Raw genomic sequence first — 15,977 nt, 5'->3', positions numbered from 1 at the left:
ACTTGTTCTAAACTGCCTACGAAGATAGTGTTATTCAAGGCTGCTTCAATGCTTGTTAACCGTATTTAAAACCTCTTTGTATATTTCAACCTTATAGGTCTCCCGCAATCTGCGCACGAACTCCGCTTCGCAAGCTACCTGATAATCCGATACGACCTCTCCACGCACGTCTGTCCAGTCTTTTGGCTTTCTCAACTTCTTGCCGTACACAGCCGTATACGGATAATACTCTGACGGCTTAGGTTCTTTCTTTTCCTTAAAAACCAGATGGTCTACAAAAGCATTATCTCCTTTCTTAAACAAATTCTTTTCAACTCTGATTTGCTTTACGGAATCCTGATTGAAAGATGCACGCAAGGTATCTATCCATTGAACCTCATCCACCGATTTCAGCAATTTTCGTACGTCTTTCACCAACCCTTTGTCTTTGCAATGGTACACCACGCCTCTATAGCGCGGCTCATCCCATTTATACTTTGACTTATGGGCCTTGAAATAAGCTTCCAGTCCGACCGTATCTTTGGCAGCCTTGTCCCAAACCTCGCGCGTACTTATTTCATATAACAAAAGTCCGTCGTGATACTCTTGAATCAGATACTTCAGGCTCTCGTCTTTGGCACAAAGTTCCCGTACTTTCTGCTCTATCACATCTTCTTCCGTCAATTTTCCGGCCGAACCTTTCACTAAAGAGTCTATGGCCATCGAAGCCACACGCTCTTTCAGGCCCCGGCTTTCCAAAAAACGCTGTAATTGAGGTTTCAACTCTTCGTATGACTCGAGTTGCTTCCGGTCTTTCATCAGCACGATATGATATCCCATCGGTGATTGAAAAGGTTTCGACATTTCTCCCTTATTCAAAGAAAAAGCAACATCCTCAAACTCTTTCATAGTCTGCCCTTTGGCAAACCATCCGCCTAAGTCACCTCCTCGTGCCGCAGAACCTTTGTCGGCAGAGCATTGCTTGGCCAAAGTAGCGAAATCAGCTCCCTGCTGCAAAGCGGTATAAATAGAATCTATGCGTTCTTTTGCTTTCGCCTGTTCCTCAGGTGTCGCTTTCTGTGCCACCAATATCATGATATGGGCAGGATGAATCAGCCCGTCCGGACCGATGGAAGCTTTCATTCCGTCATAATAACGCTTCAACTCTTTTTCTTCTGCCGACACCGACACGAAGTAAGGACGTATCTGTTGGTCACGATAAGTCCGGAACTCTTTCTTGAAAGAAGAAAGCGTATCATAACGGGCATCCAATGCAGCTTCCACTTTCAACTTATAGTTCACAAACAAGTCCACATATTCGTCAACGGTCTTCTTATCTACAACATTCTCGCCATTATTCTTGTTAAAATTATACTCGAATTCCGAGCGAGGAACGTCCTTCCCGTTGATTTTCATGACAACAGGGTCATTTCCCTGTGCATACAAAACACCCGTTAGGCACAACGAGCAACACCAAAGTGCAAACTTTCTCATCGTTTCCATCATTCCGGACGACTATAATTCGGTGCCTCGCTCGTAATGGTCACATCGTGCGGATGGCTTTCAAGCACACCGGCATTCGTAATTCTCACAAACTTGGCCTGATGCAAATCCTCTATCGTGTTGGCGCCGCAATATCCCATTCCGGAACGCAAACCTCCTATCAGTTGGAAGATAACCTCCTGAACCGTTCCCTTATAGGGCACACGACCGGCAATTCCTTCCGGAACCAATTTCTTCACGTCTTTCACTGCCGCCTGAAAATAACGGTCTTTTGAACCGCATTCCATAGCTTCAAGAGAACCCATGCCTCGATAGGATTTGAACTTACGACCATTAAATATAATAGTGTCGCCCGGAGATTCTTCCGTCCCAGCCACCAACGAACCGATCATCACACAATATCCTCCGGCTGCCAATGCCTTGACCACATCACCCGAATAACGCAAGCCGCCATCCGCAATCAAAGGAACTCCCGTACCCTCCAACGCACTGGCTACATCATAAATAGCTGACAACTGCGGCACTCCGACACCGGCAACCACACGAGTCGTACAAATAGAACCGGGGCCGATTCCAACTTTCACACCGTCGGCACCTGCTTCCACCAACATCTTAGCAGCTTCTCCCGTAGCCACATTACCCACTACGATATCCACATTCGGAAATTCAGCCTTAGCGGCTTTCAATTTCTCAACCACATATTTGGAATGACCGTGTGCCGTATCAATCACAATAGCATCAGCTCCGGCTTCTACCAAGGCACGCATACGGTCCAACGTATCGGCTGTTACTCCGACTCCTGCTGCCACACGCAAACGCCCCTTCTCATCCTTACAAGCCATCGGTTTGTCTTTTGCTTTTGTAATGTCCTTATAAGTAATCAAACCAACCAACCGGCCATCCTTATCCACCACAGGCAATTTCTCAATTTTATTTTCCTGCAAGATTTTAGCCGCAGCCGAAAGGTCTGTCTGCTGATGTGTCGTGACCAGATTCTCTGAAGTCATCACTTCATCTATCTTACGGTCGGGATTCTGCTCAAAACGCAAATCACGGTTCGTAACGATACCCACCAATTTGTTTTCATCGTCTACAACGGGAATACCTCCGATATGATACTCGCTCATCATATTCAGCGCATCTCCCACCGTACGTCCGCGTTTAATCGTCACCGGATCATAAATCATACCGTTTTCAGCACGTTTCACGATAGCCACCTGACGAGCCTGTTCCTCTATGGACATATTCTTGTGAATCACACCGATACCTCCTTCGCGTGCAATGGCAATAGCCATTGGAGCCTCGGTTACAGTATCCATTGCAGCCGTGACGAAAGGCACTTTCAATTCAATGTGACGAGAAAACTTTGTGGTCAACTCCACCGTACGTGGCAAAACTTCTGAATAAGCGGGGATTAACAATACATCATCGTAAGTCAATCCGTCCATTACAATTTTATCTGCAATAAATGATGACATAGGCTTTAAATTTATTGCATGCAAATATACGCATTTTATATGAAACAGCGACCTTTTTTTGTTTTTTTTGTGATAAAAGGCGGCCTCATCGCCTCAAAAACGATATGGCCGCCTTACCTTTTTCCCTTCACATCTCACAGGCTACAAAAGAAGGAAACGAATACGGGAACACTCAAATCTATCAAAACGCCATGTAGAATCGCGATCGGCATCATATCCTTACCGGAATAACGCAGGATAGAAGGCAACAGCACATCCATCGAATTGACTCCTGCTGCCGAAATCGGAGCAAACCTCCCGAAACATTTACGGATAAGAGGAGTTCCCAACAAGGCCATCATTTCACGAAATATATTGGTCAATAATGCGATAGTCCCCAATTCCGTTGCCAACTGAAGCCCTAACGACGGTTCCTTAAACTGGGTAATCAAAATGGAAGACAAAGAATAGTAAGCAAAACCACTCCCCACCGCCATACAGTCAAACACACTCCATTGGCTTAACAACAAACTGGCTAACGCCGAAAAAAGCAATGTTCCGACAATCGTCCCCAAAGGAATGATCAACATTTTCGGAGTAAAATGAGCCAGCATCCCCTTCAAGTTCTCATTGCTACCTATATTGATACCCACCTGAAACATCAATACATATAATATATACATCGAAAGATTGTGCGTATCGAGTTGTATGTGGACACCAAAACCTATCAGACAACCTAACAAAAAGAACAAACAAACAATCATACTTCCTTTCATCATTCTCCTCCCTTCCTAAAAAAAAGATAATATACCAACCAAGCTGCTATGATACTGCCCAACACACTGAAACAAGCCAGCAAAGCCGCCTGTCCGCTAAATCTTCCCAAATTACTGACGATTAAATTGTTCGACCCGACCGATATCCCCAAGATAAAAAGCATAGCAAAAACAGTCAACGGAATGGTCTTCTCCGTTTTTCGCATGAGTTTCAAGTCACGCAACAAATAACCGGCTCCCAATCCGACGAACATAATAGATATAATCTTAAACATACACGAAACACATTAAAAGGGTAAAACATTCCAGCCCGCCCTTCTCGCAAAGAACCTGCCGTACTCTCTAAAAATCTCACGATGAAAATGTTCGGAAAAAGAATAGCGTCCTACGTGCCCTTCATACGAACAGCACCGCATTAGAAAATTATTCCGAACTTACCCTTTTCAAATAAAGCCACTGAACCAGTGCACATGCACGAGGAAACGCTCGCAAAAAGGAGAAATCCTTTTTACGTCTCGCAACATGTGATATATTAGGGTTTGCTGGTTCATAAATCTATTTATTATAATACTGCACGACAAAGATACGCAACTTCTGCCGAACTACCAAATTATTCTGAGAAACAATATGCCACAAAAAAGGGTGTAAACAGCATTTGTCTACACCCTTACAGCTTTATCTTTTTCAAAAATCGTTTCGTCTGTTATCAATTTGCCATTTCGGAAATAAATTTGATTCGCACCAAACGGACTTCTTCCTCTGTATAATCGTCCCCCAACTCGTCCATGGCAACAGCTAAGCTGTCTGTCTCCGACTCTTTGAAGTAATCATAAATATCCAGCAAATGGTCTTCATCCATTGCCTCATCCAGAAAATAGTCGATATTCAGTTTCGTTCCGGAATAAACAATCGCCTCTATCTCATCCAACAACTCGTTGAAATCAATACCCTTAGCCGACGCAATATCATCCAACGCCACTTTGCGATCGATACTCTGAATGATACTCACTTTCAACTTCGACTTATTGGCCACCGTACGAACCCTCAAGTCTTCCGGACGCTCAATCTCATACTCTTCGCAATGCTGGCGTATCAAATCGCAAAACTCCTTTCCGTAACGTTTTGCCTTCCCGGCACCGACTCCCGGTATGTTCTGCAGTTCCTCTATGCTGACCGGATACATCGTCGCCATCGCCTCCAACGAAGGATCCTGGAAAATGACATAGGGCGGAACATTCAAGTTCTTGGACATCTTTTTACGCAAGTCCAACAACGCATTGAACAACGCCGGATCCGTCACGCCTGTACCTCCTCCGGAACGGCTTACCACCTCTTCATCGTCATCTTCAAACTCATTGTCTTCCGAAACCATGAAAGATTCCGGCTTCTTCATGAACTTACGCCCCTTTGCCGTCAACTTAAGGATGCCGTAATTCTCAATCTCTTTCTCCAGATAACCGGCTATCAATGCCTGCCGGATGACAGCATTCCAAAACTTTTCCTCATGTTCGTCACCGCATCCGAAACAATCCAGATCAGCATGCTTATGAGCGATAACCTCGTCTGTCTCCTTACCAACTAATACATCTATAATATAATCTGCCTTAAAATTCTCTTTCACTGCTTGTACAACCTCAAGCAGTTCCTTTAATTGATTCTTTGCTTCCACTTTCTTTTTCGGGTGTAAACAGTTATCACAATTACCACAATTCTCCTCATGATATTCCTCACCGAAGTAATGCAACAAGAACTTACGACGACACACGGAAGATTCCGCATAAGCGGCCGTCTCCGAAAGGAGCTGGCGCCCGATATCCTGTTCGGCCACAGGCTTACCCTCCATGAACTTCTCCAACTTCTGAAGGTCCTTGTAGGTATAATAAGTTATGCACAAACCTTCTCCTCCGTCGCGTCCGGCCCTACCGGTCTCCTGATAATACCCCTCAAGGCTCTTGGGTATATCATAATGAATCACAAAGCGTACATCCGGCTTGTCTATCCCCATGCCAAAAGCGATGGTAGCTACAATGACATCAATGCGCTCCATGATAAAATCATCCTGCGTCTGCGACCGGGTAGCCGAATCCATTCCGGCATGATAGGCCCTCGCGTTAATGTCGTTCGCCCGGAGTATTTCGGCCAGCTCCTCCACCCTCTTACGGCTCAAAGCGTAAATAATACCGCTCTTCCCCGGACGCTGTTTGATGAACCTGATAATATCCTTATCTACATTCTTGGTCTTGTTCCTTACCTCGTAATACAGGTTCGGACGATTAAAAGAGCTTTTAAACTCCTTGGCGTCCGTCATCCCCAAGTTCTTTTTGATGTCGCCGCGTACCTTATCGGTTGCCGTAGCCGTCAAGGCTATCACCGGTGCCGCACCGATTTCGTTGATTATCGGGCGAATCCGCCTGTATTCCGGCCGGAAGTCGTGCCCCCATTCCGATATACAATGCGCCTCGTCTATCGCATAAAACGAAATTTTCACATTCCGGAGAAAATCCACATTCTCGTCCTTCGTCAACGATTCCGGAGCTACATAAAGCAACTTGGTCTTCCCGTGCAGAATATCACTCTTCACCATATCTATCGCCCCTTTGTTCAGAGACGAATTCAGATAATGGGCAACGCCGTCATCTCCGCACACCGCCCGGATTGCATCCACTTGATTTTTCATCAAAGCAATCAAAGGCGATATGACAATCGCCGTACCTTCCATCAAAAGAGACGGTAACTGGTAGCACAACGATTTTCCTCCGCCGGTAGGCATCAGAACAAAAGTATCCCTGCCCGCCAACACATTGCGTATGATGGCTTCCTGGTCGCCCTTAAAGGTTTCAAAGCCAAAATACCGCTTAAGAGGTTCTGTCAAATTCAGCATTGCATCCATATCAATAGTTTTCCAATAAAATCAAACTCAGGTTTAACATTGTTGCCCCTAACAAAGTTATAAACAAATACCTCATATTTGCAAATTATTGGGAAACTATTTTCAGGATTTCTTCATTTCTTAACTCAAAATTCCACAAACGTCCTCCTGTTAACTTGCTTTCAAACCGGAGAGGTTGGCCTTCTCCAATTGTTTTTTGGCATATTCCAACGTCACCTTGAACGTCTTTACTTTTTTGGAGGGTATTTCAAACATCGCATCCATCATGATACTCTCCATGATGGAACGCAGTCCGCGGGCACCGAGATTATACTCCACTGCCTTGTCCACGATATACTCCAACGTATCTTCATCAAAAGACAGCTTAATGCCATCCATTTCAAAGAGCTTGACCTGCTGCTTCACAATGGAGTTCTTCGGTTCTGTCAGTATATTGCGCAATGCCGTACGGTCGAGCGGATTCAGATAGGTCAGCACCGGCAAACGGCCTATGATTTCCGGAATCAGCCCGAAAGACTTCAAGTCCTGCGGAAGGATATACTTCATCAGGTTAGACTTGTCGATATGCTGCATATTCTGCACCGAGTTATAACCGACCACATGCGTATTCATCCGCTGGGCTATCTTCTTCTCGATACCGTCAAATGCTCCTCCGCAGATGAACAGGATATTACGCGTGTCCACATGGATGTAATCCTGATCCGGATGCTTGCGTCCCCCCTTGGGCGGCACATTGACCATCGAACCCTCCAGAAGTTTCAGCAGACCCTGTTGTACCCCTTCCCCGCTCACGTCACGCGTGATGGAAGGATTATCACTCTTACGGGCTATCTTGTCGATTTCGTCGATAAAGACAATACCCCGTTGAGCAGCCTGTACATTATAATCGGCCACCTGCAACAAACGGGAAAGAATACTCTCTACGTCCTCCCCGACATAGCCGGCCTCGGTAAACACCGTAGCATCCACTATCGTGAAAGGCACATGCAATAATTTGGCTATGGTACGGGCCAGAAGGGTTTTTCCCGTTCCGGTGCTTCCCACCATGATTATATTCGATTTCTCGATTTCCACTCCATCGTCCGATGTCTGCTGTGCCAATCTTTTATAATGGTTGTAAACCGCCACGGCAAGATTACGCTTGGCATCATCCTGCCCGATGACATACTGGTCCAGATAAGCCTTAATATCGCGCGGTTTGGGCAACTCGGCCAAATCGAACCCCAAATCATCCTTCTCCTTGTGCTCCACGGGCAAAGAATCTTTCACAATCCGGTAAGCCTGTTGCGCACAGTCGCTGCATATAAAACCATTCACCCCGGTAATGAGCAAAGGCACATCGCGCTCCGCCCTGCCGCAAAAAGAACATGCTTTCTTCATTGCCATTGCATTTACGGATTAAGGACATCGTTAGCCGATTCCGGTTTCTTACGAACCAAAACACTATCTATCATACCATACTCTTTGGCCTCCTGCGCCGTCATCCAATAATCACGGTCGGAATCAGCCCACACCTTGTCGAAATCGGTATGAGAATGTTCTGCGATAATCGTATAAAGTTCTTTCTTCAATTTCTGAATCTCACGCGCCGTTATCTCGATGTCCGAGGCCTGTCCCTGTGCCCCACCCATCGGTTGGTGAATCATCACACGGCTGTGGGTCAAGGCCGACCGCTTGCCTTCGGCTCCGGCCACCAACAGTACGGCTGCCATAGACGCTGCCATGCCCGTGCAAATCGTAGCTACGGGACTGCTGATAAACTGCATCGTATCATAAATACCCAATCCTGCATACACCGAACCGCCGGGCGAATTGATATATATGGAAATATCCTTTCCCGGATCCACCGAATCCAAATAAAGCAACTGAGCCTGCAACGTATTGGCCGTGTAATCATCTATCTGGGTTCCCAAGAATATGATACGATCCATCATCAAACGGGAAAACACATCCATCTGTGTCACGTTCAACTGACGCTCTTCCAGAATGTAGGGATTGAGATATTGGTTTTGCGCGTTCACTACGTCGTTCAGCACCTGGCTGTTCAAGCCCAAATGCTTCACTGCATACTTTCTAAAATCTTCCATAGTCAAACTATTTATGCGGAAAAAGGAAACACCTGAACAATCTTCCGCCATTTTCGAGCAAATGTACGAAAAATATGTTCGGGGGTTTCCTTCCTTATACTTATTTCACAAAATTAAACCTGCCCCGCTCGAATTAAGCGAACAACTTGTTGAAATCCTCTACGCTGATTTCTTTGTGGTTCAACTTCACGACATTCTTCAATGCGGCCGACAACTTGTTCTCCACGCTGCGGTTTACCAAAGACTCTACCTGGTCTTGCTTCTTCAGCATTTCATTGGCGTAGTTGTCCAACATCTCTTCCGGCACGTTAATCATACCGTACTGAGCAAACTGAATCTTCGTGATATTCTTGGCCGTAGCAATCAAGTCTTCTTTCTCGACCTTGATACCGTAAGCCTTCACCAACTGCTCCTTAATCAGGTGCCAAGTCAGCTCTTCGATGCTCTTGTCGTAATTTTCTTCCACGAACTTCTCTCCCTTGTCTGCATTGCTTACACGCATGAAACGTTTCAGGAAAGCATCGGGATATTCCAACTTGCCCACCTTATTCGTCAGGTAAGTACGTACATCCAAAATGAACTTGTAGTCACTGTCTGCCACAAACTGTTCTGCCAAAATCTCCTTGATTTTATTACGGAACGCTTCTTCGCTCGTTACCGTACCTTTCTCAAAGACTTGGTCAAACAACTCCTGATTCAATTCAGCTTCCTTGAAACGTGTAATCTCCTGCACTTGGAAACTGAAATCCGAAGTCATAGCCGGCACGTCTTCCTTCTTGATTTTCAACAACGAAGCGATTTCCACGTCATGACCATCGTATGCCTTGTTCGGATTGAAGACCAATACATCGTTCACCTTGCAGCCGTTGAATACGGCCTTCTGCTCGTCGTTCTTCATATATTCAGGCAACAAGACAGCATTTTCAACCTGTACGCCACCTTCTTTCGTATTTCCGTTCTCATCCAGTTCGGCCAACAGACCCTTCACCATGTCCTTAGCCTCGTAGCTGTCCACATGGTCATAGCTACCCGCACGCTGGGTGTACATCTTCACTTGGCCGTCGATCATTTTGTCGTCCACCTGGATGTCATAATAATCTACCGTGTCTTCACCGCTCAGTTCAGCTTTGAACTCGGGAGCCAAAGCCAAATCGAAAGCAAACGAAAACTCTTCCATCGTATCGAAGTCAATATCCTGCTGACGGTCTTCGCTCGGAAGCGGCTCGCCCAGAATATTCAGATTGTTTTCCTTGATGTAAGCATACAGTTTCTCACCCAGCAACTTGTTTACTTCCTCTGCCGTAATGTCCTTGCCGAAACGTTTTTTCAACAGTCCCATGGGCACTTGTCCCGGACGGAAACCCGGCATACTTGCTTTTCTGCGGAAATCCTTCAAAGCCTTCTCTACCCTGTCGGCATAGTCGGCCTTTTCCATCTTAATGGTAAGCACCGCGCTTACTTTGTCAATGTTTTCTAATGAAATATTCATTTTGAAATCTAATTATTTATATATGATTACTATTATATTTATAATTTGTATTGCACAACAAGCGTGCAAAGATAGCCTTTATCTTTTAATAAATCAAAGTCCTTGCGCACTTTTTTCTTCATCTATCTTCTGGAAGTCTTTCAAACGCAGCACGAAACTGTTCGTCAAGTATTTGGCACGCACCACCTCATTTTCAGACAATTCCTGAGGAGAACCTTGAAAAAGTATCTGTCCCTCGAAGAGCAAATAGGCACGGTCGGTAATACAAAGCGTCTCCTCCACGTTGTGATCGGTAATCAACACGCCTATATTGCGCTTTTTCAGCTTCCACACGATATATTGTATATCCTCCACGGCAATAGGGTCTACGCCGGCAAAAGGCTCGTCCAACATAATAAATTTAGGGTCGATGGCCAGACAACGCGCGATTTCCGTCCGTCTCCGTTCGCCGCCCGAAAGCCGGTCGCCCAAATTCTTGCGCACCTTTTGCAGGCTGAATTCCGAAATCAGGCTTTCCAGCTTTTCCTTCTGGTATTCTTTCGGCTTGCCCGTCATCTCCAACACGGAAGCGATGTTGTCCTCCACCGTCATCTTACGGAATACCGACGCCTCCTGCGCCAAATAACCGATACCGTTACGGGCACGCTTGTAGACCGGAAACTTCGTGATTTCCAAATCGCCGATGAAAATACGCCCCTCGTTAGGCACCACCAATCCCGTAGTCATATAAAAAGAAGTCGTCTTTCCGGCCCCGTTCGGCCCGAGAAGCCCTACGATCTCTCCCTGCTTGACATCGAACGACACATGATTCACCACCGTACGCTTACCGTACGTCTTCACCAGGCCCTCCGTACGGAGCACTAACCCTGTATTCTGACTGTCCTGAGAAAGAGCTTCTGCCATAAACTACAAATTTGCGTACAAAAATACGAAAATTGTATTAAAAAGCAGCCCCTTGCACAAAACTATTTCCGCCCGCCGCCTCTTTTTAGCGGATTTTCATTAATTTTGTGTGATTTAAAAAGAATTGGACATGCTATTCAACAAAAGTTTGGCTACATTCGGCCGTTATCTGATGCTGATGGGACGCACTTTTTCACGTCCCGAAAGGATGCGGATGTTTTTCAAACAATACATTAAGGAAATGAGCCAGTTGGGCGTAGACTCCATCGGAATCGTCCTCCTGATATCCTTCTTCATCGGCGCAGTGATCTGCATCCAGATCAAGCTGAACATCCAAAGCCCGTGGATGCCTAAGTTCGTCACGGGATACACCACCCGCGAAATCATGTTGCTGGAATTTTCATCTTCCATCATGTGCCTGATTCTGGCCGGGAAGGTCGGTTCCAACATCGCCTCCGAAATCGGCACCATGCGCGTCACACAGCAAATCGACGCCCTTGAAATCATGGGAGTCAATTCCGCCAATTACCTCATCCTGCCCAAGGTGCTGGGCATGATGACCATGATGCCCTTCCTGGTCTGTTTCAGTATTTTCTCCGGATTCGTAGGGGCCTACGCCACATCCGTCATCGGGCAAGTCATCACGATAGACGACCTGACGTTGGGATTGCAACACGACTTCAACGAATGGTACGTATGGATGGGATTCATCAAGTCCATATTCTTCGCTTTCGTCATCACCAGCGTATCGGCGTTCTACGGCTATACGGTCGAAGGCGGTTCGGTGGAAGTGGGAAAAGCTAGTACAGACTCTGTGGTGAGCAGCAGTGTGCTCATCCTGTTTTCCGATGTGTTACTTACTCAATTGTTATCCTGATGATCGAAGTTAAATCGCTATATAAGTCTTTCGAGGACAAAGAAGTGCTGAAGGACATCAACAGTGTGTTTGAGAATGGAAAGACGAACCTGATTATCGGCCAGAGCGGTTCCGGAAAGACGGTACTGATGAAATGTATCGTGGGATTGTTCCGTCCCACCAGCGGCGAAGTGCTTTATGACGGACGTGACTTGGTGACGATGAACAAACAAGAATGGAAGATGCTCCGCCGCGAAATGGGAATGATATTCCAGAGCGCAGCTTTGTTCGACTCCATGACCGTATTGGAAAACGTCATGTTTCCGCTGGATATGTTTTCCAAAGACTCTTATGCCGAACGGGTGAAACGCGCCCAGTTTTGTCTGGACAGGGTGAACCTGCTTGAAGCGCAAAAGAAGTTCCCGGACGAAATCAGCGGCGGTATGCAAAAGCGTGTGGCCATTGCAAGAGCCATCGCCCTCAACCCCAAATACCTGTTCTGCGACGAACCGAACTCGGGTCTCGACCCCAAAACATCTCTGGTGATAGACGAGCTGATTCACGACATCACCGTGGAATTCAACATGACCACCATCATCAATACGCACGACATGAATTCCGTAATGGGCATCGGAGAAAACATCCTATATATATATGAAGGGAGAAAAGAATGGCAGGGCAACAAAGACGAAATCATGAACTCGACCAACGAACGCCTGAACAGCTTCATCTTCGCCTCGGACCTCTTCCGAAAGGTGAAAGAAGCCAATAAATGAGAATAGACGTGAGTTCGGGACAAATTTATAATTCTCACTTTGTTACCGCATTATACAAATCCTGATAGGTTTTCACCACGCTATACACCACATCACCTGTACTGATGGCTGCAAAATGGCGACAGGCACACTCTATCTTGGCCTCCTCGGCACAGCGAAGTTGCGACACTTCGATGTCGTTGCCTTTGGTTTCTGCCACAAAATAGACGTGTTTCACAGAACCTTCGCGGAAAGCTACAGCCCAGTCAGGATTGTATTTACCCATCGGAGTATTGATGTAGAATCCACCGGGCAGCTTGCTATACACCACCACATCATTCTCTGCTTCCAGTGACTCGGCAAAACTCTTTTCAATACCTTCACTATCCACCACTACAAGGTCGTAGAGCGACCTGGTGCTTTCGATGGCATCCTTCCCGAGTGTACCTCGCAGCTTAGCTCCTTCAAAGATGTCAACACCAAAAATCCCGGTACTTTTCTCATACCGGATGTGTTGGATAAGCGAAATAGCCTTACAGCCATTGATGATACGTCCGGCCTTGACGATGAACTCTTCCGGATTCAGTTTGAACTGATGGAACGTTGCAGGATTGATGCCTTTCAACATCTCTACAATGGTGCGGCGAGTCAGGCCGGTGGATTGTACGAGTTCACCCACCAAGTCGTAAGTTACTTCTGCTCCAATAGCTTCCGTCACCCGAATGGTTTTCACGGTAGCAGCACTCATGGCTGTTCCGGCTTCCAACTCTTCGCGGTCACGGATGCTTTCCATACCGCCACTTTCCACTACGATGCGGATTTCCGTCACATTCAGATGCTTGTCGAGTGCATCAATGGCATTCTTGATGAGTTTCGATGTTTCAAAACTCACGTTATAGTAGGTGCGCGTGTTGATGCGTTTCCACAACTCTTGCCATTCTTTCTTGTTGAAATTATCCTTCACAAAGTGAGCTTCCGTCTTATTACGGCCATTAGCCGGCTTGATGGCATCTGGATTGAACACCTTATCGAATTGCTTGATGATGAATGAGCGTATGTGCTCTACTTCACCAAAGTTGAGCGAACCGGCTTTCTTTTCGTCAAAGTACTTTTGAGTGAGTTTACCTTTCTTGATGTAGCCTTGCGCAATCAATTCTTCGTGGATTTCCACAGCCTGTTCGGTCGTAATTTTTATGCTGTGCCCATCTTGTGTCTGTGCCTGTTGGTCGGTAAACAGCGAGGCTGTCACTACCACCGGACGATTGGCGCAGGCTTCAGCCATGTCGGGTTGCAACTTCTTGGCAAAGTCGTCGTAACTCTCGCTGGCAATAACGGTCAGGATGTTGGTGTCGAACACATGGTCGCCCAATACGTCTGCATCCTGACGTTCGCCCTTATCGTTGACGCATAAGCGCATACCACGCCCCACCTCCTGACGTTTCTTGATTTCGTTGGAGGTGTCTTTCAACGTACATATCTGGAACACATTAGGGTTGTCCCAACCCTCTTTCAAAGCCGAGTGTGAGAAAATAAAACGAACGGGGCAACTTTGGCTTAGCAGCCGCTCTTTATCCTTCATGATAAGGTCGAAACCGCGTTCCTCGTTTTCGCCTTCCTTATTTTTCGACTCCACGCTCTTTCCCTTCTTGTCGATAAAGAAGTAACCACCGTGAATCTTTTCGGGTCGCATTGCTTTTGTCAGTACCCTGCACGCTTTGCGGTTCGTCTATAATCAGGATGGGGTGCGTCTTGACCAAGATGTCAATCGGCTTTCGCGAACCGAATTCGTCACGACGCGAAAAGATGATACGGGCTGCGGCATCACCGGCACGACCTTCTTAGTTCTTATCTTCGTTGAGCGAAGCATTGAATGCCTGCGTATTGATTATCATGGCATGGATACCATTGTCCGAGGCAAAGGCATCAATCTTGGCAAGCTGCTTGGAGTTGTAGACGAAGTATTGCATGCGTTTGCCGTACTCTTCGGCAAAATGTTCCGCCATACTCTCAAAACTCTTATACACGCCTTCGCGGATGGCAATGCTGGGCACTACGATCACAAATTTCGACCAACCATAGCAGGCGTTCAGCTCGTACATGGTTTTGATGTAAGTATAAGTCTTACCCGTACCTGTTTCCATCTCGACGGTAAAGGTGCGTCCGTCACCTTCCAAATGCTCCACGGGTCTCAATCCTTCTGCCATTTGTACACCACGCACATTCTCGCAAATGCTTTCATTGTCAAGCACAAGGGGCAGGTTGCCGAAGCCGTCGAAGTCGAGCGCACCAAACTTATTCAAGAAGGTGCGGCTGCCATCGTGTTTGGGTTGCCCCTGAAACACGTCGCTCACACATTTAGTAGCTTCCGCTTGAAAGCGTTGATGTTTATATCTGATCTTCATGGTTGTCTTCATTGTCGGTCAGAGGGGGCAGATAGTCGCTTGCCTTTGCAGGTGAAATCACTTTATAACCCAGTTTGTTTTCCAATTGGTTTCGGGCTGCTTTTGCCACACTACCGCCGTCTTTCGCTACTTTTTTCTGTTGGCTGAACCCATTGGGGTTACGCTGCTTGGAGAGTTCCGTAGCCGATGCCTCAGCAAGCATATTTAGTGCAATCTCCATATTGGTCATATTGTCGCGCAGACTTTCTTTTTTGAGACCTTTATAGTTGCGATATTGTTTTGTGGTCATTCCGCTCCATTCGCGCGTGATAATGTCAGTGAGCGAGGCATATTGAAGTCCCTGCTCCACACCAGTACGAGCCCATTCGTCGGTTAGTTCTTTGCGTATCTCTATGCTTTTGATTCGTTGGTTTATCCAAGCATCCGAATATCCCAAACGCTTATAGTCTATGATGGCCTGGTCTATGCTCAATTCCGGGTCTTGCATCTGGTCTAACCGTTGGCTTGCTACCTCGGCCATCCATTGTTTGAACGGTTCTGCCTTAGGCGAAGGTATTGATTGGATCAAGCGGAATAGTTGCTCTGTGTCGGCTACATCCGTAAGACGCATTTTGCCATCGGCTGCTTGCATTTTCAAACTGTGACAACTTGTCACGGTTTCATTTCCCTCTGCCTTTAATCTTTGTTTCAGCTTTCGCCAGTATGCCGCCGGGGCGGCACTATCTGTAAGTACCGATACTACATCAATAATGGAAAAATACCATTTTTCCTGTTTGTCGTCCCAAATGGTACGGACTTTACGCTCTTCAAAAAGTTGTATGGCTTGTTTCTTTGTCATAACATCGTTGTTTAATCATTCATTATAATATGTGAGACAAGT

At 46.4% G+C, this 15,977-nt stretch carries 12 protein-coding genes and 1 pseudogene; 2 read left to right on the top strand and 11 right to left on the bottom strand.

Translation table 11 applies throughout. The features are described from left to right. Positions 1-45: 45 nt before the first annotated feature. The 9 genes from HMPREF9441_RS14160 to lptB form a co-directional block, all read right to left on the bottom strand. Positions 46-1,485, bottom strand: a complete 1,440-nt coding sequence (locus HMPREF9441_RS14160; protein WP_008622406.1) for a peptidylprolyl isomerase — start codon at positions 1,483-1,485, stop codon at positions 46-48. Continuing rightward, positions 1,482-2,960: an IMP dehydrogenase gene (gene guaB / locus HMPREF9441_RS14155; protein WP_008622405.1), complete on the bottom strand. Its 1,479-nt coding sequence runs from the start codon at positions 2,958-2,960 to the stop codon at positions 1,482-1,484. The genes HMPREF9441_RS14160 and guaB overlap by 4 nt, the downstream gene beginning before the upstream one ends. A 134-nt stretch (positions 2,961-3,094) precedes the next feature. Further along, positions 3,095-3,715, bottom strand: a complete 621-nt coding sequence (locus HMPREF9441_RS14150; RefSeq protein ID WP_087943214.1) for a LysO family transporter — start codon at positions 3,713-3,715, stop codon at positions 3,095-3,097. Next, on the bottom strand, positions 3,715-3,990 hold the full coding sequence (locus HMPREF9441_RS14145) for a LysO family transporter (RefSeq protein WP_008622403.1): 276 nt from the start codon (positions 3,988-3,990) through the stop codon (positions 3,715-3,717). The genes HMPREF9441_RS14150 and HMPREF9441_RS14145 overlap by 1 nt, the downstream gene beginning before the upstream one ends. Positions 3,991-4,421: 431 nt before the next feature. Then, positions 4,422-6,605, bottom strand: coding sequence for a DNA helicase RecQ (recQ, locus tag HMPREF9441_RS14140; RefSeq protein ID WP_008622401.1), 2,184 nt, complete (start codon positions 6,603-6,605; stop codon positions 4,422-4,424). A gap of 150 nt (positions 6,606-6,755) precedes the next feature. Then, on the bottom strand, positions 6,756-7,991 hold the full coding sequence (gene clpX, locus HMPREF9441_RS14135; RefSeq protein WP_008622400.1) for an ATP-dependent Clp protease ATP-binding subunit ClpX: 1,236 nt from the start codon (positions 7,989-7,991) through the stop codon (positions 6,756-6,758). Between the two features lie 5 nt (positions 7,992-7,996). Further along, entirely contained in the window at positions 7,997-8,692 is a 696-nt protein-coding gene (gene clpP, locus HMPREF9441_RS14130) for an ATP-dependent Clp endopeptidase proteolytic subunit ClpP (protein WP_008622399.1), read from the bottom strand. Positions 8,693-8,825: 133 nt separating this feature from the next. Continuing rightward, positions 8,826-10,181 carry a trigger factor gene (gene tig / locus HMPREF9441_RS14125; RefSeq protein ID WP_008622392.1) on the bottom strand — a complete coding sequence of 452 codons (1,356 nt, stop codon included), beginning with the start codon at positions 10,179-10,181 and terminating at the stop codon, positions 8,826-8,828. A gap of 93 nt (positions 10,182-10,274) precedes the next feature. Next, complete coding sequence (gene lptB / locus HMPREF9441_RS14120; RefSeq protein WP_008622391.1) at positions 10,275-11,084, bottom strand: LPS export ABC transporter ATP-binding protein; 810 nt, start codon at positions 11,082-11,084, stop codon at positions 10,275-10,277. Between the two features lie 130 nt (positions 11,085-11,214). On the opposite strand from lptB, the gene HMPREF9441_RS14115 reads away from it, so the two are divergent. Both HMPREF9441_RS14115 and HMPREF9441_RS14110 read left to right on the top strand, forming a co-directional pair. Then, positions 11,215-11,961, top strand: a complete 747-nt coding sequence (locus tag HMPREF9441_RS14115; protein ID WP_008622390.1) for an MlaE family ABC transporter permease — start codon at positions 11,215-11,217, stop codon at positions 11,959-11,961. Next, entirely contained in the window at positions 11,961-12,716 is a 756-nt protein-coding gene (locus HMPREF9441_RS14110) for an ABC transporter ATP-binding protein (protein WP_008622389.1), read from the top strand. Before HMPREF9441_RS14115 ends, HMPREF9441_RS14110 begins: the two co-directional genes overlap by 1 nt. A gap of 34 nt (positions 12,717-12,750) precedes the next feature. On the opposite strand, the pseudogene HMPREF9441_RS14105 reads toward HMPREF9441_RS14110, so the two are convergent. Then, positions 12,751-15,109: pseudogene (locus HMPREF9441_RS14105) on the bottom strand (restriction endonuclease). Then, positions 15,081-15,935, bottom strand: coding sequence for a BRO-N domain-containing protein (locus HMPREF9441_RS14100; protein WP_008622386.1), 855 nt, complete (start codon positions 15,933-15,935; stop codon positions 15,081-15,083). Before HMPREF9441_RS14100 ends, HMPREF9441_RS14105 begins: the two are co-directional and overlap by 29 nt. Between the last annotated feature and the right edge of the window lie 42 nt (positions 15,936-15,977).

Source organism: Paraprevotella clara YIT 11840, assembly GCF_000233955.1.
GTDB classification, from domain to species: domain Bacteria; phylum Bacteroidota; class Bacteroidia; order Bacteroidales; family Bacteroidaceae; genus Paraprevotella; species Paraprevotella clara.
Note: the sequence above shows the minus strand (reverse complement) of the source record. Positions and strands in the feature narration are given on the sequence as shown.